Source organism: Paenibacillus sp. FSL W8-1187 (assembly GCF_037965485.1).
GTDB lineage: Bacteria > Bacillota > Bacilli > Paenibacillales > Paenibacillaceae > Paenibacillus_O > Paenibacillus_O pasadenensis.
This window is the reverse complement of the sequence record NZ_CP150181.1, coordinates 3,321,734-3,339,963: the sequence shown is the minus strand read 5'-3', so window position 1 is coordinate 3,339,963 and position 18,230 is coordinate 3,321,734. Positions and strand designations below refer to the sequence as shown.

Sequence of the window (18,230 nt, the reverse complement as noted above, 5' to 3'; positions counted from 1 at the left end):
AATCTCGCCTTCCATTCCGGTGTCGGCAATGAAAGGCGAGTAATAATCTCGCCTTCCATTCCGGTGTCGGCCATGAAGGAAGCGTAACAACTTCGCCTTCTCCATTCCGGTGCCATTCCCGCTCGACCCGCTCCCCGGAAACCGCGCCCAGGGCGTGTTTGCAAGGCTCCTAAGCCGGTTTGCAAACACGTCCCGGGAGGCCGGCTTCCGGGGATGCTTTTCATCTCTCGGAGAGGATCGTCCGCCCATGAGCAAAACCATTCCAACCCTATCCGCCCCGCAGCGCCCTTCGCGCAGCTCCAGCGTCCGCAGGCTGCGCCTGAGGCTGGAGCATCGCTCGTTCCGGCTGCTGTGCGCGTCATCGGCCGTGCTCGTCTGCGGCGTGCTGCTGGCGATGCTGTTCTTCATGTTCCGCACCGGCGTGCTGACGTTCCGCGACGTCCCGGTCAGCGAGTTTTTCCTGTCTACGGCCTGGGAGCCGGAAAACGAGAAGTACGGCGCGCTCGTCTTCATTCTCGGCACGTTCGCGGTGACGGGCCTGACGCTGCTCATCGCCGTGCCGATCTCGCTGCTGGCGGCGCTGTTCCTGGCCGAGCTCGCTCCGCAGCGGCTCAGCCGAGTCGTGCGTCCGATCCTTGACCTGCTCGTCGGCATCCCGTCCGTCGTGTACGGCTATATGGGCCTGACGCTGCTCATTCCGGCGCTGCGCGCGGTCACCGGCTCGAATCTGGGCGACGGCGTGCTGGCGGCATCGCTCGTGCTGGCGGTCATGGTGCTGCCGACGATTACGCGCATCAGCGACGACGCGCTGCGCGCCGTGCCGCGCAAGTATGTCCAGGGCTCGTTCGCGCTCGGTGCGACGCGCTTTCAGACCGTCACGGGCGTCATCCTGCCGGCCGCCGGCCGCGGCATCGTGCAGGCGGTCATCCTCGGCATGGCGCGCGCGATCGGCGAGACGATGGCCGTCGTCATGGTCATCGGCAATACGCCGCAGCTGGCGGACAGCCTGCTCAAGCCGACGTCGGTGCTGACGAGCAATATCGTCATGCAGCTGCCGAACGTGCCTTTCGACTCGACCTGGAACAACGCGCTGTACATGATGGGCTTCCTGCTGCTCGCGATCTCGCTGCTGATGATCGGCGTCGTCCGGATGCTGCAGAAGAAAGGGGAGAATGCGGCATGAGTCAAGCTGCGAATCAAGCGCGGCGCACCGCGCTCCGCCGCAGCCGTCGCGCCGACAAGGCGTTCACCGCCGTCGTCTGGTCCGTCGGCCTCGGCTGCGTGCTGTTCACGCTCGCGCTGCTCGGCACGATTTTGGCGGAGGGGCTTCCGGGATTGTCGTGGAGCTTCGTGCTCGGCTTGCCAAGCGAGATCGAGGAAGGAGGCGGCATCGGACCGGCGCTGTTCAACTCGCTGTATATTCTCGTGCTCTCGCTGCTCATCTCGATTCCGCTCGGCCTTGCTTCCGGCATCTATCTGGCGGAGTTTGCTCCCGACAACCGCGCGATCGGCCTCATCCGCATCTGCGTCGAGGGACTGGCGTCCGTGCCGTCGCTTATTTTCGGCCTGTTCGGCATCGCGCTGTTCGTGGAGGGCATGGGCATCGGTCTGACAATCATCGGCGGGGCCGTGACGCTCGCGCTGCTCAATCTGCCGCTGCTGACGCGGGTGACGGAGGAGGCGATGCGCTCGGTGCCGCCGGAGTACAAGCAAGGCTCGCTGGCGCTTGGCGCGACGCATACGCAGACGATCTTCAAGGTGTGCTTGCCGGCCGCCTTGTCCAGCATCATGACCGGCATCAGCCTGACGGCGGGACGCGCGTTCGGAGAGAGCGCCGTCATCGTGCTCGTATCGGGCGTCTCCACCTCAGGGCTCATGTGGGACTTCGATCCGATGTCGCCGGGAGCGACGCTGGCCGTGCATCTCTGGTACGTGCAATCCGAGGCGATCGTGCCGGACGCCGCTGACATCGCTTCGCATGCGGCTGCCGTGCTGCTGATCGTCGTCCTGCTGCTCAATCTGCTGCTGCGCATCCCGATCTGGTGGAACGCGCGGCGCGCCTAGGTTTTGGGCAAGGATGAGGCAGGCGTTCCTGCGGGCGCTCCTGCCGCCGCCGAGAGGCTTCCATGGCCCATCGTCAAAAGACCGCGATCGTCCCCTGCCGGCGGACCATCGCGGTCGATTTCGTTTTATTTAGGAGTCGGATGCTTGGTGCAGCGAAGGAGGGGGCTGCTTGCGCCTGCGGACGCGCGGCGCGAGCGATTCGACTGCAGGGCGATGCGGAAGGACGGTGCGGCAGCCCTCGAACTTGCATTGTTCCATGAAAAAATAAGTTCCGGCAATTTTCACCGTATCGCGATTGAACATCTCGATCGGATGGCCGCTTAGGATCAGGCGGGAATCCTTGTAAACGGACACGGTCCATCCTTCGTCGACGGCCTGCTGGAAATGGGCCGGCTCGCTCAGCAGCCTCAGCACTAGCATGACAGCAACCCCTAAACCAATCTACTATGATACGAATTGTATCATAAAAGGCCTGTAGAATGGAAGAGGCAATAGGACGAAAGAACGATTATACGGAATCAGCCTGCTTTATAAAAAGAAACGATCAATTCGTCCAAACGTCTGCTTAGCTCCAGACTGTATCCAGAAGAGCTTACGGGAGCCTTATTGAGGGCTTCGCGCAACCGTTCGATATCCTTCATGATCTCGGTCTTTTTCGACATGGTCAGTCACATCCTTAGAAAAATTGATGGATGATGTCGACAACTTATGCATAATTTACTATATATTGCCACTCTCTATGACTATTCTTAAAGCGATTGAACTCGGTTTGAAACAGGGGTCACCGGTCTTTTTTGGACAAGGCGGCAAAACAGACGAGTAAAAAGGCTGCGGTCAGGGCTCCCGACAGATCGATGATCACGTCGTACAGCCTGCCGTCCCGATGCTGAAACAGCTGCAGCGCTTCCGTCGCCAACGCGAACAGCAGCGAAAGAGCCAGCGCCGGGAGCTTGCGTCCTAACCACAGCATGAGCAGCAGGTCGAGCACCGCGAAGCCGAGAAAGTGGCCGAGCTTGACGAGCAGCCATTCGCTATGGATGGAGCGGATGTCCGCCCAATGGAAAAACGGCCGGAAGTCGGGAGAAAGATCGAAGGAGAAAACCAGCTCCCGATGAAGGAGGAGCTGACGGAGGCTTTCCGTGCCGGTGAGCATGAGCAGGAGGCCGGCCCAGGCAAGCACGGCGGCTAGGCGCAGAGGATGAGGATTCGGTTTTGTCGGCATGGCGGCGGATCACTCCTTTTCGTTGGCCGTTTGGTTTGCAGTATAGCCGATGGAATCGCCTGCGAAACAGGCCGGAAACTTTTTTTGAAAAAAGTGTTGACGATGTTTGGTCGAGCTGGTATAGTATTAATTGTTCGCGGGACAAACGCGGACGAGATGAAAGAAAGAAATATCCCTTCTAAACATGATCTGTTAGCTCAGCTGGGAGAGCACCATCTTGACAGGGTGGGGGTCAGTGGTTCGAGCCCACTACAGATCATACCAAAAACCCTTGCGGAGCAAGGGTTTTTTTCATTTTGAGGAAGAAAGCGATATCAGTGTTCCTCTTGTATGGATAAGCGTCCGGCGTCCGAGGACAGATCATGCCCTGGTCAACAACGTGGCTATAAATGTGACCTGAGAACGTTTTTATCGAATTAAGGTCTTATCCTTTTGAATTTCATTTTTAATGAAGATATCGTTGATGACGTTAACTTGAACATTGATTTTCTGCTCAAGCTTAGGAAACCATTCTGATTTCCAATTTTTTAGCTGCTCTTCCGATAGCTGTGGACGGTAAATAACGCCGACGCCTAGCACATCTGAGCGAAGAAGCTCTAATTTTTTGACGGTCTTTTCAAAGTTTCGATTTAACTGCTTGCGAACCTCTCTTTCAATCTCCATATTGCTTTTTCCGCTAGGGCCTTCAGCAATGGTAACATCAAGGGTGATATCCGTTCTTAATGAGGGCCCTTTAGCCGACCAGCGGGGATAATGTCTTATTTTTACATTTTTGATGAGAACGCTTGTATTCTCTGCAATCTCAATCGTTCCTCCCGTATATTCGCCTTTAAATAAATTGTACAGAAACGTCTCTTCTCGATTCAGCCTCCCAACCATGCGGTCCTCACGCATGACGGCTGTTCCTTTAAACTTATACATGGTGCGTTCACCATTTTGAAGCAAGGGTATGGCCATGTCTTCGGAATAGGAATTCTGGCTGCGATAAGCTTCCCATATCCGTAAAAGGGATTGGTTTGGAGTCCAGCCTGCTTCTTTGTTGAAAAAATCATAGGTAGATATTTCTGGTGTTGGCGAGATAACATGATACATCGTCTTGTCGAAATCGCCATCGACAATGGCGACCATGCCTTTAATTGAAAGGTCGTTTGCTCTGACGGCATAATCGATAATGTCTCGAATACCTTCGCCGGCAATCTTGTAATCGAACAATAAGAGCCTTAAATGCACCAAATTGATGCTTTTTTCGGAATCGGTACGAATGAGATCAATCGCTTTACTGATAGATTTGGCTTCCTTTTCCAAAAACTGAATTTTTCCTGCTGCATCCGGGATTTCTAAAATAATGTTGTATTTTTCATTCGAACCCTTCCCGATCCCCATAACGACCGGAAGATACTGCTTGTTAATATCTTTCGTATCCCAGCATCCTTCCAACAAGATCATCATTCCAATCATGACGGCAACAATCTTCATCCTTAAGCTTATCATGCGCGGACCTCCTTTCTGCGCCACAATGTCGACAAGTAGACGATAATTGGAAAACCAACGGTGGAATACAAGCATAAGCAAGCGTTGATATAAAGAAATTTATCGAGAGCCATAATGTTAGGAATCCACTGACTGGCGGCATACAGGAACAGGCATACAACGGCCAGGATCCATCGACTTTTCGCCTTAGGCAAATAGAGCTGTTTCAGCATAGACGTGAACATCCAGAGCAGAACAGCAACTTTTATTAATCCCAACCCGCTGGAAGAAACGACATAAAAACTCGGAAGCCAGTCAAAAACGACCCATTCCAAATCGACGGTATCGGAGGCCATGAGCATCGGATATTGAAAATGAATGGCCGTTTCCTGTCCAAAAATGAGCAGAGGGACGTAGACGGAGGTCAGCGCAATCAGGAAGATAACTCCGACTAGCGCAGCAGCAGTGCCAAAACGGATCCTTAAATGGGACGGAGTCATGCCAAGAAACAGAAACCCTGCGAAAATAATGGTCCCCACATAAAAATCCGGCCGCAACAGGAACGAAAACTGGCTGTCCCAAACCGGGAAAATGTAGTGGAAATTAAAGTTGCCTATGCTGATCAGCAAGGAGAAAAGGATGAAAGGCATGAACAAAATAAACCATCCCATACTCGCCCGAATCATTGCGGCTAGTCCCGTCCAGGCTCCGTAGAAACAGATGGCGACAAAAATGGCCGAAGTAGCGTATGCAGGTGTTTCTGGGAGCAGGACAGTTCGGATCTCTGAAGACAGGTAATAAGTAAGCAGGACTACTTCTAGAAATAGAAAAACCAACAGCGGGAGCACGATCAGCCCGGCCCCCCATTTTCCGATAGCATCCGAGCAAAGCTCCATGACCGTTTTTTCTGGAAATTTTGACATAGCCTTCAGGTAGAGCCACAATACCAGCAGCTCCGCCAAAAAAATGATCGCAACCGGCATCCAGTGTCCTTTGGAGGCGGAAGCTATCATTCGCTCCGGAAAGATGGCGAATATGGAAGCTAGATGCAGCAAGAAGAAAAGGATAATCGTCTGGAATTTATTCATCAGCCATCCTTCCCTTCACACTCCAACTCAAGTAAGGCACCGCACAGGTCGTCAACGATGCAAAGTAAAGAATGACCCAAACCAGGGCAGCCTCTAGACCCCAAATGCCGAAGATGGAACTGACAACCAACACCACATACTTGTATAGTCTTACTCCGACCGCATTCATGTAGCTCGTCAAGGCAAAATTTGAAATGGCAGACGCAACTAAAATAATAATAAGCAAATTACTGACCAGTTTAGCCTGAACGATGGCCTGTCCCAGCAAGATGCCGCCAATCATCGTTATCGTCGGACCAATGTTTTTGGGCAGCCTTATTGTCGCTTCTATAATCATCTCCAGCAACAATAACACCAACAGTGCTTCAATGAGCGATGGATACGGCACGCCCTCCCTGCTCTTGGCTACGGTAATGGCCAGCTGGATGCGGAGCAGCTCCGGATTCACGGAGTTGAGAACAACGTATAAGCCTGGAAGCGTGACGGATAACAACAAGGATGCGCCGCGAATGGCACGAAGAAACACTTGAAACAGAAGCGGGTATTGGACATCCAGGGTAGTGGACCATAAATCGCTGACGATAGCGGGAAATGCGAAAGCAAAGGAAAATTGGTCCATTAAAATAACCACTTTGCCATTGAGCAGATTTTGCACCGTCTCCTCGGGCAATTCCGAGGAAATATAGGTTGGAATAAGAGTGAGTTTAGGATGTCCCAGAATTCGGGTCAAATCCCGTACGGTGGAAAGCTCTAAATGGGCATTTTCATCCAGCTTTTTCTTCACTGATTCAATTACTTCCGGAAGTGTTGTTCCTTTTAGATAAACCATGGCGATTTTCTTTAAGGCTCGGTTGCCGACGGATCGAGTTTCGATCACTAATTGGTCCGAGATCATTTTTTTTTGAATCAACCCGATATTGGTATCCAGATCTTCCGTAAAGGCATCAAATGCCGACTGCAGGGGATTTTCGCTGTTGGGACTCATGACAGCCCTGGAGAGCTCCGCCCCCTCAGGTTCAATGATGGCGAAAAATCCCTCTTGGCCAAAAAGGATAAGCTTTCCTTGCAGCACATAATCAAACAAGGCATTCAGCGATCCCGAAGCATCCACTTCCATCGAATGGAGCGCATCCCATTTCAAGTCATTATTTTTATCCATGACGATTTGATTTAGAATCGACAGCGTCACCGGCAAGTTTACTAGAGTTCGCAGATAATAGGCTTTGAATTTCTCTCCTGCAATGACAACGTGCTTGCATAGAAAATCCGCTCTTTGATAAAGTCGTTCCTGCAGCTCGCTCTCCAAGCTTTGAGCATAGTCTTGATCCAAATACTGCAACATCAACCACCTCTTTTGAGGTATTATGCAGATTCCCTAAATTCTTTATGCAATAATTGGGGCTGGACACATTGAAATGCATTCCTAGATGTCGCACAGCAAACGAGCATTGATGCGTGCTGATGGATCAGCTACACTGGGTTGGACTGAGGCCAGGAAATTCATGCCGTAGAACGGAGATGAGCCATTGAAGCCGATCAAAGCCGTCATTCAGGTGAATCGAAGCTTGGGGACGAAGGACCCGAACCTGTTCGGGCAGTTTATAGAGCATTTCGATGATCAGATTTATGGAGGCGTTTACAAGCCGGATTCGCCTCTCTCCGATGAGAGCGGCCTGCGCATGGACGTGACGGAGGCTATCGCGGCTTTGAATCCTCCCGTCGTGCGCTGGCCCGGGGGCTGCTTTGTCTCCGCCTACCACTGGGAAGACGGAGTCGGACCGGAGCGCCAGCCGTCCTTCGATAAGGCCTGGCGGGTGGAGGACCCGAATACGTTCGGAACGGACGAGTTCATCGCGTTATGCCGGAGGATCGGCGCGGAGCCCTACATCTGCACGAACGCCGGCACGGGGACTCCGGAGGAAATGAGCAACTGGGTGGAATATTGCAATCTGCGCAGTGAAGGAAAATACGCCAGGAAGCGGATCGCCAACGGTCATGTCGAGCCGTTCAAGGTGAAGTACTGGAGCATCGGGAACGAGAATTATCTGCCCGGGGAAATCGGAGCCAAGACGCCGCTGGAGTGGGGGGTATTCGTACGGGAATCGGCCAAGATGATGAAGCGCGTCGATCCGACCATCGAGGTGCTTGCAGCCAGCGTTCCCGATCTCGAATGGAACCGGCATCTCCTGCAGGAAGCAGGGAGCTATCTCGACTGGATCTCCATCCATGGCTACTGGGACGAGAGATGGCAGAACAACGATTTGTCCTCGTACGAGACTTGCATGGCATACTCGCTGGAGATTGAGAACCGCATCGTCACTACGAAGCACATGCTGGGCGCATTCGGATACCTCGGAAAAATCCGCATCGCGTTCGATGAGTGGAATCTTCGCGGATGGCATCACCCGCATGTCGATTCGGCGACGGAGGATTATTTGACGCCCCGCAAGCTGAACAACCGGAACGACAGCTATACGATGGCGGACGCGGTTTTCAACGCCTGCTTCCTGAATCAGTGCCTGAAGCATTGCGATGCAGTTGGCATGGCCAACTTTGCCCCGACCGTCAATACGCGCGGTGCCATCTATGCCCACGAGAATGGCATCGTGCTGCGCTCGACCTACTTCGTGTTCCAGCTGTACGGCAAGCTGCTCGGCGACCGGGTCGTGGACAGCTGGCTGGACGGCAATGAGGACTTCGGGAGCGTTGACCGCAAGGGCCAGGCGATCCGGGTTCCGGCACTGGATGTCGCTGCGACCGTATCCTCGGAGGACGAATCGCTCCGTCTGGCTGTCGTCAACCGCCATCCGGACAAGGCGGTGCCGCTCGATCTGACAGCGCTCGGCATGCCGGGGGATGCGGCATCGGCCGTACTGCACAGCATCGTAGCGCCCGGCAAGGACGCTTATAACGACGTGCATTGTCCCGATGATATCCGAGTGATGGAGCGGGAGCTCGACCTATCGGAAAGCGGACCGCTGGCGATCGACATCCCGCCCCACTCCGTTCATGTTCTGGTCCTGACTCCCCGCCGGAGTTAAATGGAGCGTTGCGGGATTCCAGGAGCAAGCAGCCCTTATAACGCCTGATCGGCCAAAGAAGCCAGAGCGAGCGTTCTCGCTCTGGCTCTTCTTGCGGCTTCAGGCTCCTTTGCGCTTGGTCAGAAGCATGAATTGCTTAGCAAGAAAGCGGGGGGTATAGGGCATGTCTCTACGGAGCCACGAGACGATCAATCCGATCAGCGCGGACGAGCCGTACCAGATGACGATATCCTTCGGAACAGCCGGTTCTTCGCCCGACTGCTCCGCCTTCCATTGCATGCGGCTGGTAATAAGCTCCGACAGGAGCTGCAGCAGCCTATCGGCGAAAGCCGGCATGAGGCGCGCGGCGAGCACGGCTTTGTAAAAGGAGGAGTGCATGGCGATATGCTCCAGCAGGTCGATCAACGTCTGCTCGAGCTCCTCCGTTTCCTGGGAAGAGGAGGCGAACAGGATCAGCCGGATCTGCTCGGCCATTTCTTCCGCCAGCCGATCCATCAGATCCGGAATGTCCCGGTAATGCAAATAAAACGTCACCCGGTTGATCGAAGCGCGCTGGGTCAGCCGCTGCACCGTAATTTTATCAAGCTCCGTTTCTCCGAGCAGCTCGATAAAGGCATCCTTCAGCAGCTGGCGCGTGCGCAGGATGCGGGGATCGACACGAGGCCCCGTTTCCGCCATTTCCGCCCCTCCTAAACAATTTAGTGGTAAATGTTTAATATCATCCATCAAAACGACAGCGAGCGTTTTCAATCGGATTTTCTTTACAGATCGATGGATTCTGTCGCTTGAACCTCCGTTGAAACGGACTATAATCTCCTTTATGCCGTGTTTAGTATACAACACTGTGTAAAAAAGATTCCAGAGTCGGCGGAGGGTGATGGAGAATGGGCGACAGCCATGCAGGAGAAAGGGATGGAATCAAAAAGGGACCGATTTTGTTCGTCATGATTCTCGGAGCGTTTCTGGCGACGCTGAACCAGACGGTCATGACGGTAGCGATCCCAAAGCTAATCGTGGAGTTCGGCATCGAAGCATCGACGGCGCAATGGCTGACGACGGGCTACATGCTGGTGAACGGAGTGCTTATTCCGATCACGGCGTTTTTCATGCAGCGCTTCTCGACGCGTCAGCTGTTCCAGGCCTCGATGTGGATTTTTCTGGCGGGCACCGTCATCTCGGCGATTTCGACGGATTTCCCGCTGCTGCTGACCGGGCGCATGGTGCAGGCCGCGGGAGCAGGCATCATCATGCCGCTGCTGATGAACGTCATCCTGACGATCTTCCCGGCGGACAACCGCGGAGCCGCGATGGGCATGGTCGGACTCGCGATCATCTTCGCTCCGGCGATCGGTCCGGTGCTGGCGGGCTATATTTTGGAGAGCTACGATTGGGAGGTCATGTTCTACGGCATGATTCCGCTGGCGCTCATCGCCATCGGATGCGGCTTCATTTATTTAAGGAACGTTTCGGAAAAAATCGACGCCCGCCTCGACATCGGGAGCGTCATCCTGTCGACGATCGGCTTCGGAGGCATGCTCTACGGCTTCAGCCGCGCCGCGAGCGCGGGATGGGCAAGCGCCGAGGTTCTCGTCACAATCGGCGGCGGAGCGCTGGCGCTGGGCGCCTTTATCTGGAGGCAGCTCATCTTGAAGGCTCCGCTTCTTGATCTGCGCGCATTCCGTTATCGGCAGTTCGCGCTGACGACGCTCATCCAAGTAGCCGTCACGATGGTCATGTATGCCGACATGATGCTGCTTCCGCTTTATTTGCAAAACGCGCGCGGCTATACGGCGCTGGAGACCGGCCTGCTGATGCTTCCGGGCGCGCTCGTCATGGGCGTGCTCATGCCGGTCGCGGGCAAGCTGTTCGACCGTTTTGGCGTCAAATGGCTGGCCGTCATCGGCCTTGTCGTTACGATCGGGACGACGTTCAGCTTCATCAACCTGACCGATTCGACAAGCTATATGGACCTGCTGCTTCTGTCGACGGGCCGGCGGATCGGCATGGCGCTGCTCACGATGCCGATCCAGACCGCCGGGCTGAACGAGCTGCCCTCGCGCCTGAACCCCCATGGCACGGCCATCTCCAATACCGTCCGCCAGGTCGCGGGAGCGGTCGGCACGTCGCTGCTCGTCACGATCATGACCGATCGCACGAAAGTCCATATCGGCGAGCTTGCGGCAGGCGGAGCGCTCACCAAGGAACAGATGATCGTGGAAGCCTCGATTCAAGGCATCAACGACGCCTACGTCTGGATCATCGGGTTCGCGACGGTCGCGCTGGCGCTGTCGTTCTTCCTCGCGAACAAGCGGCGGGCGCCTGTGACGGAACTCGTCCCGGCGGCTTCTGCGGCCATTGCCGAGCGCGATTGATGCGGCGGACCCTTCATCGCTGGAGAGTTTGCTCTTTCCGTCCAAGGAGGACCAGACGAGCCAACGGTTGACGGGGTTGCGGATCGCCTCCGGGGGGATGCTAGGAGGGCTTCCTTTTGCGGCTGTTCCACTTGGCCGTTTCATCCCATCCCATTAGCGAACCTGGAGGTCTGACCTGTGAAAAAAACGATGACATCCCTAGCTTCCGTAGCCGTGCTGGCTTCCATGCTGAGCGTTCCTGCTCATGCCAACATGAAGGACATGACCCGCAACATCGGCCAGAACCTTAACCCGTCATCCGTCACGACGGATGTAGAGCGCGGCATGAACCGCGGCATGACCGGTCTGGAGCGCGGAGCGAACCGCGGCATGCACCATCTGGAACGCGGCGTGAACCGTCTGGAGAACGATCTGGATCTGAACCGCCATCACCGCATCAACACAAACGGCACGGTGACGAGCCCGACCGGCTACCGCGCCGGAACCTACGACGGCATGGCGGCAGGAACGTACCGCGCGCACAATGTCGGCACGACAGGCCACTACACGGCTGCCGCTACGACCAACACGCGCAGCCATGCCGGCTGGGGCTGGCTTGGCCTGCTCGGCCTGTTCGGTCTGGCCGGGATGCGCTCGCGCAATCCGGAACGCCACTAATCGACGATCGACCGCCGCAGCCTCGCGCTGCGGCTTTTTTGCGTTTTTCCGCCGACCGCTCGTCATATTTGTCCCGCTTCCATCATATAGTAGCTTGCCAAGGAAGAGAGGGGGGACGAGGATGACGGTCGAAGCGCTATCTGAGATGATCGATCCCGAGCTGACCATTGTCGTCGCCGCGTGCTGGGTCATCGGCATGATCTTGAAGGGGACGCCTCAAATTCCGAACTGGACCATCGTCTACATCGTGTCGGGAGCGGCGATCTTGCTTGCGATGGCGCTCCAGGGCTTCACGTTGGAGGTGGCGCTGCAAGGGCTGCTGTGCGGAGCCGTATCCGTTTACGGCCATCAGCTGTTCAAGCAGACGAGGGAAGCGGTTCGCAAAGACGGGGAGGAGAGCTGAAGCGATGGGCAATGCGGCGGTATGGACGGCGGAGCTGGCAATTTGGCTGCTCGGCTTGGCGGCTTTGGTCGGAACGGCGGTCTATCCGCTCAGCCGGCTGATCCGATGGGATTCGTACAAATATGACCGGACGTATGTGTGGGTCGGGTACGGGGAGGAGCTGGACCGTTCCGAAAGAAACGGCAAGCCGGAATAAGGAACGGGGCGATAGGGCGATACTGATCGCAAGATCAGCTCGTAGAAAGGAAGCCGACGCCTCGTGAAAAATAAGTTGGGACAAGCGGCCTTGCTGGCGGCGCTGCTCGGATTGGCCGCCGGCTGCCAAGGAGCTTGGACGCTGCGCGGCGCGGCGGAGCCGACGCAGGGCAGAACGGAATCGGTCCGCTCCGCCCTTTATCCGGAGTCGGTCCGATCGGCCCTCTACGGAGAGCGGCCGTCGTCGGACGGCGGACTCGCTCCGCAGCGGCGCCATGACCGGGACCGGACGTGGAAGCAGGCTTATTGAGACGGAAAAATGGGACGAGGAAATCATTCCTCGTCCCATTTTTTGGAGTAGGCTTTTTTGGTTACGGCCAGCAGCAGCCAGATCATCAGCGCTACCATCAAGCCGGAAAGGAACAGCACGCCTCCCATGCCCATGTCAACGTCACCTCTTCCCGAGTCCGCCCGCCGCTTTGCGGGCGTGCAGTCATGCCTTCATCATACCGCATCTGGGCGGCACGGGCTACTCGCGGATAAAAAAGGGGCGGCGAGGGAAAGCTGAACCTGCAAGCGGATCGTTCCGCTTCCCTACATGAAAAGGAGGGGAATCCCCCATGGAGATCGGAAACGGAGAAGCGCAGAAGCGCGAAAGCATCGTTGCCGTGCAGAAAAACGGCGACGGCGATCTGACCTCGTTCAAAACCGACAGCGGCCGCGTGCTCGCGTACGACCAGGCGATCGCCGAGGCGAACCAGGGCCTGCTCGCCGGCGTGAACGTGTTCAAGGGCAAGGATGGCGGCCACTACCTGCGCGGAGACGCGGACGGAGACCCGACCAACAACCTGGATCAGCTGCCGCTCTTCTGACGAGCCTTCGGACAGCTCGAACCGCGCGTTTTCCGCTGGCTGGCGGAGGCGCGCTTTTTTGCTGTCTCTGCCCGTCCGCGGGCGGGCCATCCGCCGGACCGCTGCATAGGATAGCGGGGAAGCGTCCTGCAGCGGGACGCCCGGAAGGAGAATGGCAGCATGAGCAAAGGCGGCTCCAAGACGAAGACCGCGAAGAAAAAGGCGCCCGCATCCGACCGTCGGCAGGTCCAGATGAAGCTGGTCCTGTCCGACACATGCGCGGTATGCAAGACTCCCTGCTCCCGCGGACAGCAGTATCTGGCCCGGATGCGCCAGCCGGGAGCGCTCGGCAAAGGCGTGCCGTGCGTCCTTACCCGCACCTACGGCTGAGCGCCGGCGGCACGGTATTTCCCGGGCAAGCGCAAAATACCGCATCTTCCGACAAGACGCTCCCCGCGCCGAAGAGGATGCGGAATTCCCGGAGCCGAGCAGATGGTTGCGCCGCCCCCCGCAACTTTGGATCAAGCCGAGCAAATGGTTGCGCCGCCTCCCGCAACTTTGGATCAAGCCGAGCAAATGGTTGCGCCGCCTCCCGCAACTTTGGCTCAAGCGATGAGTATAACTGTTCAACTGGTTCCGGAAGAGGGGATATTCATGAAAGGGAAGAAGGTTCTGGTGCTGACGCTGGCCATGGCGCTTTGGGGCGGGACGATGATTTTCGCGAACTCGGCCTCGCAAGCGATCCGGGTGGCGCTCAACGGCAGCGAGCTGTCCGAGGGCGGCATCATGAGCGAAGGCAAGAGCTACCTCCCGCTTAGACAGCTGGCGAGCCAGATGCAGGCGCTCGTCCTTTGGGACGAAAACGGCAAGAAGGCATCGATCATCAAGCCCAACGTACATATGTTTCTGTTCAAGCCGGACAAGTCCACCTTCGGCGGCGTCGAAGTCGGCAAGAAGGTCACGTTCAGCGTTTTCGCGCAGATCGACACGCTGACGACGGACATCCATTCGTTTCGGATCACCATCACCGACCCGTCCGGCAAGGAGTCTTTGATCCAGCAGGATACGATGAAGGCGAGCAAGGACAACTTCTGGTTTCTGACGGATGATTTCAAATACAGCTTCGACAGCGCGGGCAAGTATTCGGTCCGTTTTTCGATCCGGCTGGCGGCCGCAGACGATTGGAGCGTCGTGTCCGAGAAGAATCTGCTTGCCAAGTAATCCCGATTTGACCCGTGAGGCGGCTCATGGTACGATACCAGAGTTAATTCGAGAGCACTGATGAAAGCAGGGATAGATATGAGCGAGCACAAGCATGACGACAACTGCGGCTGCGGCCATGACCATGACCACGAAGAGCCGGTATTCGTCGTTTCCGACGAAGAGGGCGTCGAGCGCGAGATGGTGATGGTGTACCAGTTCGAATCCGACAACCAGGCGTATGCCGTTCTTCTGGACCGCAACAATCCCGAAGAGGACGGGCTGATCCTGCGCGTCGAGGAAGAGGACGACGAAGCTTTCCTCGTCGGCATCGAGGATGATGCCGAGTGGGAGCGCGTCACGGCGATCTACGAGGAATTCGCGCGTCAAGAGAACGAAAAGCAGGGCTGAGCCCAGCTTTCCAAGCCTGTCAAGCCCGGCCGTTGCGGCCGGGCTTTTTGACGTTTCGCCCGGCGTTCGCAAAAAAAGCCGCCCCTTGGCCGGGGCGGCTCGAACAGCTTTAGAAAATGGCGGATTCCTCGACGATGACCTTGACGAACTGAATGCTGCGATCCTCGGGGCCTTTGACCGGCAGGCCGACCTCGACATGATCGACGATGTAGTCGATGTTGGACTGCGAGATGACCTCGCCCGGCAGCAGGATCGGGATGCCCGGAGGGTAGACGTAGATGAATTCCGCGATGATGCGGCCGGCCGATTCCTTGAACGGCAGCACCTCGGTCTCGCCGTAGAAAGCCTCGCGCGGCGTCAGCGACAGCTGCGGGATCTCGGGGATCTTGACGACGAGCTCCTGCACCTCGTCCACCTGCGGATAGCGCTCCACCATCGCGCGCAGCGCGCCGAGCAGCTGGCCGACCGTGTCCTCGGAGTCGCCCGGCGTGATCAGGCAGAGGATGTTGTACATATCCGACAGCTCGACCTCGAGATTGAAGTTGTCGCGCAGCCAGTTCTCCGCCTCGTAGCCGGTGATGCCGAGATGGCGGACATGGATCGTCAGCTTGGTCGGATCGTAGTCGAACGTCGCCTCGCCGCCGAGAATCTCCTTGCCGAAGCAGTACAGACCGGGAATCGCGTTGATCGCCTCGCGGGCAAACTCGGCGAGGCCGATCGCCTTCTCCGCCATCGCCTGGCCGTTCACGGCCAGATTGCGGCGCGACGTATCGAGCGAGGCGAGCAGGATGTACGAGGTCGACGTCGTCGTCAGCATGCTGATGATCGTCTGCACGCGCTGAGGATTGACGCGTCCCGCCCTCAGGTTGAGCACCGAGCTCTGCGTCATCGAGCCGCCGAGCTTGTGCACGCTCGTCGCCGCCATGTCGGCTCCGGCCTGCATGGCGCTCATCGGCAGCCGGTCGCTGAAATGGATCAGCACGCCGTGCGCCTCGTCGACCAGCACCGGGATGTCGTAGCTGTGGACGAGATCGACGATTTCCTTGAGGTCGGCGCAGATGCCGAAGTAGGTCGGGTTGATGACGAGCACGGCCTTGGCGTCGGGATGGCGCTCGAGCGCGCGCCGCACGGAGCGCGTCGTGATGCCGTGGTCGATGCCGAGGTTGCCGTCGCGCGCCGGAGAGATGAAGACGGGACGGGCTCCGGCGAAGATGATCGCCGACATGACGGACTTATGGACGTTGCGCGGCACGATGATCTTGTCTCCCGGCGCGCATACCGAGAGGATCATCGTCATGATGGCGCCGCTTGTGCCTTGGACGGAAAAAAAGGTATAATCGGCTCCGAACGCATCGGCAGCCAATTTCTGGCTTTCCTCGATGACGCCGGTCGGCTGATGCAGGTCGTCCAGCGGAGCTATATTGATCAAATCGATCGACAAGGCGTTGTCGCCGATGAAGGAGCGAAATTCAGAGTCGGTTCCAGCGCCTTTTTTGTGCCCGGGAATATGGAATTGCAGCGGGTTGTTCTCCGCATGGCGGCGGAGCGCGCTGAAGAGAGGGGTGCGGTTATGGTCCACCGTATTCATCCACAGCCTTTCAGATTCGGATTCAAGGATAACAAACAAGGTTGAGTATAGCATGTACGGGGGGGATTGCAAGCCTGCGGATTCCCCCGCCCGAACTGGGAAAGGAGCTTGTCGATCCGTGAAGCTGAGCCTGCCGAAAAACAGCAAGAAGATTATCCGCTCTCCGTTTGTCATCAAGCTATTGATCATCATGTTCGGCGTCGAATTCGTCAAGGGGGCGATGCTCGTCTCCGTGCTGCCCGTCTATATGAGGGACGAGCTCGGCCTGACCGCCTACGCGGTCGGATGGGCGCTGGCGAGCCAGTACATCGGCGACAATTTCTTCCGCAGCCCGCTCGGCTGGATCATCGACCGCATCGGCTACCGCACGGTCATGCTGCTCGGCGTGCTGTTCACGGGACTGTCCGTGCTCGTCATCGCGCTGACCGACCAGACGGGCTGGATCATCGTCGCCTGCGTGCTGCTCGGCATCGGCACCTCGCCGCTCTGGCCGTGCGTCATCACCGGGGCGACGGCGGTCGCCGGCGACGAGGCCGGCGGCAGCATGATGAGCGTCATCTACATGAGCTGGCTCGTCGGCGTCGGCATGGGCCCGATCGTCATCAACTTCTTCATCATCAGCCGCTACGAGCCGGCGTTCTGGCTGATGGGCGCGATCATGGCGGCGATCGTCGCCGTGACGATGACGCTGCCGGGCCGGCGGGCCTCTCGGGAAATCGAAGGCCGCCTGGCGGACGAAGCGCCGAGCAAAAGCTCCGAGCCGCTGCCGGAGCGGATCCGGGCGTACTTCCGCAAGGTCGGACAGTCGCTGCATGCGAGCCGCCTGCTCTATCCCGCGATGTTCATCCAAAACTTCGCGCTCGGGCTGCTGACGCCGGTGCTGACCCAGTACGCGCGGACGGTGCTGCATCTGTCGCCGCAGCAGTACAGCTATTTCCTGCTCGCCGGAGGCGCGATCACCGTGCTCGGCCTCATTCCGATCGGGCGCGGCGTCGACCGCTACGGCACCCGCTGGTTCCTGCACGCGGGCTTCCTGCTTGCCGCGGTGTCGCTGCCGGTGCTCGGCTACATGCGCTACCTGCCGCTCGTGCTCGTTGTCGTCGCCGTCGTCGGGCTCGGCTACGCCTGCATCATCCCGGCGTGGAACGCGCTCATCGCCAAGGCGATTCCGAAGGAGGAGCGCGGCGCCGTCTGGGGCTTCTTCCTGACGATCGAGGGACTCGGCATGGTGTTCGGCTCGATCCTCTCCGGCCGCCTGTGGGACAGCTTCGGTCCGCACGCGCCGTTCCTCATCAGCGGCGCCTCGCTCGTCGTGCTGTTCGTCCTGCATCTGCTCATCATCCGCCGGGGACGCATCTCTCTCGCTTAGAGCGCAGCTGCAGGCCCGTGACGCACCAAAAGAGGGGATTCCGACACCTTGGCTTACTAGGGACAACATCTTCTAAATGGGTTGTACACAAAAAAAATCTTCCTCTGGCAAGATGCAGGCATCACCCAACATGGGCCAGAAAGGAAGATTTTTTTTGGGCATCCAGCAGACCACGGATCCGCTTGCCCTGCCCATGGATTTGTCGAGGACTCCCCGAAATCCGCCTCGTTCGTGTCGTGAATGCGGCGGCGGTGGGCCGCATGAACGACAAGATGTTTGCCGAGACAGCTGCATGAATG

General features: G+C 57.4%; 21 protein-coding genes and 1 tRNA gene. 14 read left to right on the top strand and 8 right to left on the bottom strand.

Features of this window, described 5'->3' with window-relative positions; genetic code table 11:
- Positions 1-247: 247 nt before the first annotated feature.
- Positions 248-1,183 (top strand): phosphate ABC transporter permease subunit PstC, encoded by a 936-nt coding sequence (gene pstC / locus NYE40_RS14525; RefSeq protein WP_052332847.1) that lies wholly within the window; start codon positions 248-250, stop codon positions 1,181-1,183.
- Complete coding sequence (gene pstA, locus NYE40_RS14520; RefSeq protein WP_028596956.1) at positions 1,180-2,064, top strand: phosphate ABC transporter permease PstA; 885 nt, start codon at positions 1,180-1,182, stop codon at positions 2,062-2,064. Before pstC ends, pstA begins: the two co-directional genes overlap by 4 nt.
- 129 nt (positions 2,065-2,193) lie before the next feature.
- Here pstA and NYE40_RS14515 read toward each other — a convergent pair whose 3' ends face one another.
- The 3 genes from NYE40_RS14515 to NYE40_RS14505 all read right to left on the bottom strand — a co-directional run bounded on the left by NYE40_RS14515 (position 2,194) and on the right by NYE40_RS14505 (position 3,286).
- Positions 2,194-2,484 (bottom strand): hypothetical protein, encoded by a 291-nt coding sequence (locus NYE40_RS14515; protein WP_028596955.1) that lies wholly within the window; start codon positions 2,482-2,484, stop codon positions 2,194-2,196.
- Positions 2,485-2,582: 98 nt separating this feature from the next.
- Positions 2,583-2,726, bottom strand: a complete 144-nt coding sequence (locus NYE40_RS14510) for an aspartyl-phosphate phosphatase Spo0E family protein (protein WP_084136441.1) — start codon at positions 2,724-2,726, stop codon at positions 2,583-2,585.
- A 119-nt stretch (positions 2,727-2,845) separates the two neighbouring features.
- A complete protein-coding gene (locus NYE40_RS14505) occupies positions 2,846-3,286 on the bottom strand; it encodes a VanZ family protein (RefSeq protein ID WP_052332846.1) in 441 nt (146 codons plus the stop codon).
- Positions 3,287-3,472: 186 nt separating this feature from the next.
- Between NYE40_RS14505 and NYE40_RS14500 the strand changes: the two genes are divergently transcribed.
- Positions 3,473-3,545, top strand: a tRNA-Val gene (locus tag NYE40_RS14500).
- 149 nt (positions 3,546-3,694) lie between these two features.
- On the opposite strand, the gene NYE40_RS14495 is transcribed toward NYE40_RS14500, so the two are convergent.
- Genes NYE40_RS14495 through NYE40_RS14485 form a run of 3 tightly spaced genes read right to left on the bottom strand, consistent with a single transcriptional unit; the run spans position 3,695 to position 7,186 of the window.
- Positions 3,695-4,777 carry a Ger(x)C family spore germination protein gene (locus tag NYE40_RS14495; protein WP_028596954.1) on the bottom strand — a complete coding sequence of 361 codons (1,083 nt, stop codon included), beginning with the start codon at positions 4,775-4,777 and terminating at the stop codon, positions 3,695-3,697.
- Complete coding sequence (locus tag NYE40_RS14490) at positions 4,774-5,844, bottom strand: GerAB/ArcD/ProY family transporter (RefSeq protein ID WP_339278593.1); 1,071 nt, start codon at positions 5,842-5,844, stop codon at positions 4,774-4,776. The genes NYE40_RS14495 and NYE40_RS14490 overlap by 4 nt, the downstream gene beginning before the upstream one ends.
- Entirely contained in the window at positions 5,837-7,186 is a 1,350-nt protein-coding gene (locus tag NYE40_RS14485) for a spore germination protein (RefSeq protein ID WP_339278592.1), read from the bottom strand. The genes NYE40_RS14490 and NYE40_RS14485 overlap by 8 nt, the downstream gene beginning before the upstream one ends.
- 184 nt (positions 7,187-7,370) lie before the next feature.
- On the opposite strand from NYE40_RS14485, the gene NYE40_RS14480 reads away from it, so the two are divergent.
- Complete coding sequence (locus tag NYE40_RS14480) at positions 7,371-8,885, top strand: alpha-L-arabinofuranosidase C-terminal domain-containing protein (protein WP_205621409.1); 1,515 nt, start codon at positions 7,371-7,373, stop codon at positions 8,883-8,885.
- 99 nt (positions 8,886-8,984) lie between these two features.
- On the opposite strand, the gene NYE40_RS14475 is transcribed toward NYE40_RS14480, so the two are convergent.
- Positions 8,985-9,563 (bottom strand): TetR-like C-terminal domain-containing protein, encoded by a 579-nt coding sequence (locus NYE40_RS14475; RefSeq protein ID WP_028596951.1) that lies wholly within the window; start codon positions 9,561-9,563, stop codon positions 8,985-8,987.
- Between the two features lie 206 nt (positions 9,564-9,769).
- On the opposite strand from NYE40_RS14475, the gene NYE40_RS14470 reads away from it, so the two are divergent.
- The 9 genes from NYE40_RS14470 (at position 9,770) to NYE40_RS14430 (ending at position 14,974) form a co-directional block, all read left to right on the top strand.
- Positions 9,770-11,257 carry a DHA2 family efflux MFS transporter permease subunit gene (locus tag NYE40_RS14470; RefSeq protein ID WP_028596950.1) on the top strand — a complete coding sequence of 496 codons (1,488 nt, stop codon included), beginning with the start codon at positions 9,770-9,772 and terminating at the stop codon, positions 11,255-11,257.
- A 177-nt stretch (positions 11,258-11,434) separates the two neighbouring features.
- Positions 11,435-11,914: a WGxxGxxG family protein gene (locus tag NYE40_RS14465; RefSeq protein ID WP_043110731.1), complete on the top strand. Its 480-nt coding sequence runs from the start codon at positions 11,435-11,437 to the stop codon at positions 11,912-11,914.
- A gap of 121 nt (positions 11,915-12,035) precedes the next feature.
- Entirely contained in the window at positions 12,036-12,317 is a 282-nt protein-coding gene (locus NYE40_RS14460; protein WP_028596949.1) for a phage holin family protein, read from the top strand.
- 4 nt (positions 12,318-12,321) lie between these two features.
- Entirely contained in the window at positions 12,322-12,513 is a 192-nt protein-coding gene (locus NYE40_RS14455) for a hypothetical protein (RefSeq protein WP_043110730.1), read from the top strand.
- 63 nt (positions 12,514-12,576) lie between these two features.
- A complete protein-coding gene (locus NYE40_RS14450; protein ID WP_127464477.1) occupies positions 12,577-12,822 on the top strand; it encodes a hypothetical protein in 246 nt (81 codons plus the stop codon).
- Between the two features lie 310 nt (positions 12,823-13,132).
- Positions 13,133-13,384, top strand: coding sequence for a DUF3892 domain-containing protein (locus tag NYE40_RS14445; RefSeq protein ID WP_028596947.1), 252 nt, complete (start codon positions 13,133-13,135; stop codon positions 13,382-13,384).
- Between the two features lie 159 nt (positions 13,385-13,543).
- Positions 13,544-13,753: a hypothetical protein gene (locus tag NYE40_RS14440; RefSeq protein ID WP_028596946.1), complete on the top strand. Its 210-nt coding sequence runs from the start codon at positions 13,544-13,546 to the stop codon at positions 13,751-13,753.
- Positions 13,754-14,017: 264 nt separating this feature from the next.
- Positions 14,018-14,584: a copper amine oxidase gene (locus NYE40_RS14435; RefSeq protein WP_028596945.1), complete on the top strand. Its 567-nt coding sequence runs from the start codon at positions 14,018-14,020 to the stop codon at positions 14,582-14,584.
- 78 nt (positions 14,585-14,662) lie between these two features.
- Positions 14,663-14,974, top strand: a complete 312-nt coding sequence (locus NYE40_RS14430; protein WP_028596944.1) for a DUF1292 domain-containing protein — start codon at positions 14,663-14,665, stop codon at positions 14,972-14,974.
- Between the two features lie 109 nt (positions 14,975-15,083).
- Here the strand turns inward: NYE40_RS14430 and NYE40_RS14425 are convergent, their stop codons facing one another.
- Positions 15,084-16,553 (bottom strand): aminotransferase class I/II-fold pyridoxal phosphate-dependent enzyme, encoded by a 1,470-nt coding sequence (locus tag NYE40_RS14425; RefSeq protein WP_028596943.1) that lies wholly within the window; start codon positions 16,551-16,553, stop codon positions 15,084-15,086.
- Positions 16,554-16,614: 61 nt separating this feature from the next.
- Here NYE40_RS14425 and NYE40_RS14420 point away from each other — a divergent pair, with 61 nt between their 5' ends.
- On the top strand, positions 16,615-17,931 hold the full coding sequence (locus tag NYE40_RS14420; protein ID WP_084136438.1) for an MFS transporter: 1,317 nt from the start codon (positions 16,615-16,617) through the stop codon (positions 17,929-17,931).
- Positions 17,932-18,230: the final 299 nt, after the last annotated feature.

What these genes read in the sequence shown, in the direction of transcription:
- NYE40_RS14460 (WP_028596949.1), top strand. Translation starts at nt 12,036, where the DNA reads ATGACGGTCGAAGCGCTATCTGAGATGATCGATCCCGAGCTGACCATT.
- pstA (WP_028596956.1), top strand. Translation starts at nt 1,180, where the DNA reads ATGAGTCAAGCTGCGAATCAAGCGCGGCGCACCGCGCTCCGCCGCAGC.
- NYE40_RS14420 (WP_084136438.1), top strand. Translation starts at nt 16,615, where the DNA reads ATGTACGGGGGGGATTGCAAGCCTGCGGATTCCCCCGCCCGAACTGGG.
- NYE40_RS14505 (WP_052332846.1), bottom strand. Translation starts at nt 3,286, where the DNA reads ATGCCGACAAAACCGAATCCTCATCCTCTGCGCCTAGCCGCCGTGCTT.
- NYE40_RS14475 (WP_028596951.1), bottom strand. Translation starts at nt 9,563, where the DNA reads ATGGCGGAAACGGGGCCTCGTGTCGATCCCCGCATCCTGCGCACGCGC.
- NYE40_RS14515 (WP_028596955.1), bottom strand. Translation starts at nt 2,484, where the DNA reads ATGCTAGTGCTGAGGCTGCTGAGCGAGCCGGCCCATTTCCAGCAGGCC.
- NYE40_RS14510 (WP_084136441.1), bottom strand. Translation starts at nt 2,726, where the DNA reads ATGTCGAAAAAGACCGAGATCATGAAGGATATCGAACGGTTGCGCGAA.
- pstC (WP_052332847.1), top strand. Translation starts at nt 248, where the DNA reads ATGAGCAAAACCATTCCAACCCTATCCGCCCCGCAGCGCCCTTCGCGC.
- NYE40_RS14485 (WP_339278592.1), bottom strand. Translation starts at nt 7,186, where the DNA reads ATGTTGCAGTATTTGGATCAAGACTATGCTCAAAGCTTGGAGAGCGAG.
- NYE40_RS14435 (WP_028596945.1), top strand. Translation starts at nt 14,018, where the DNA reads ATGAAAGGGAAGAAGGTTCTGGTGCTGACGCTGGCCATGGCGCTTTGG.
- NYE40_RS14455 (WP_043110730.1), top strand. Translation starts at nt 12,322, where the DNA reads ATGGGCAATGCGGCGGTATGGACGGCGGAGCTGGCAATTTGGCTGCTC.
- NYE40_RS14430 (WP_028596944.1), top strand. Translation starts at nt 14,663, where the DNA reads ATGAGCGAGCACAAGCATGACGACAACTGCGGCTGCGGCCATGACCAT.
- NYE40_RS14495 (WP_028596954.1), bottom strand. Translation starts at nt 4,777, where the DNA reads ATGATAAGCTTAAGGATGAAGATTGTTGCCGTCATGATTGGAATGATG.
- NYE40_RS14470 (WP_028596950.1), top strand. Translation starts at nt 9,770, where the DNA reads ATGGGCGACAGCCATGCAGGAGAAAGGGATGGAATCAAAAAGGGACCG.
- NYE40_RS14440 (WP_028596946.1), top strand. Translation starts at nt 13,544, where the DNA reads ATGAGCAAAGGCGGCTCCAAGACGAAGACCGCGAAGAAAAAGGCGCCC.
- NYE40_RS14445 (WP_028596947.1), top strand. Translation starts at nt 13,133, where the DNA reads ATGGAGATCGGAAACGGAGAAGCGCAGAAGCGCGAAAGCATCGTTGCC.
- NYE40_RS14490 (WP_339278593.1), bottom strand. Translation starts at nt 5,844, where the DNA reads ATGAATAAATTCCAGACGATTATCCTTTTCTTCTTGCTGCATCTAGCT.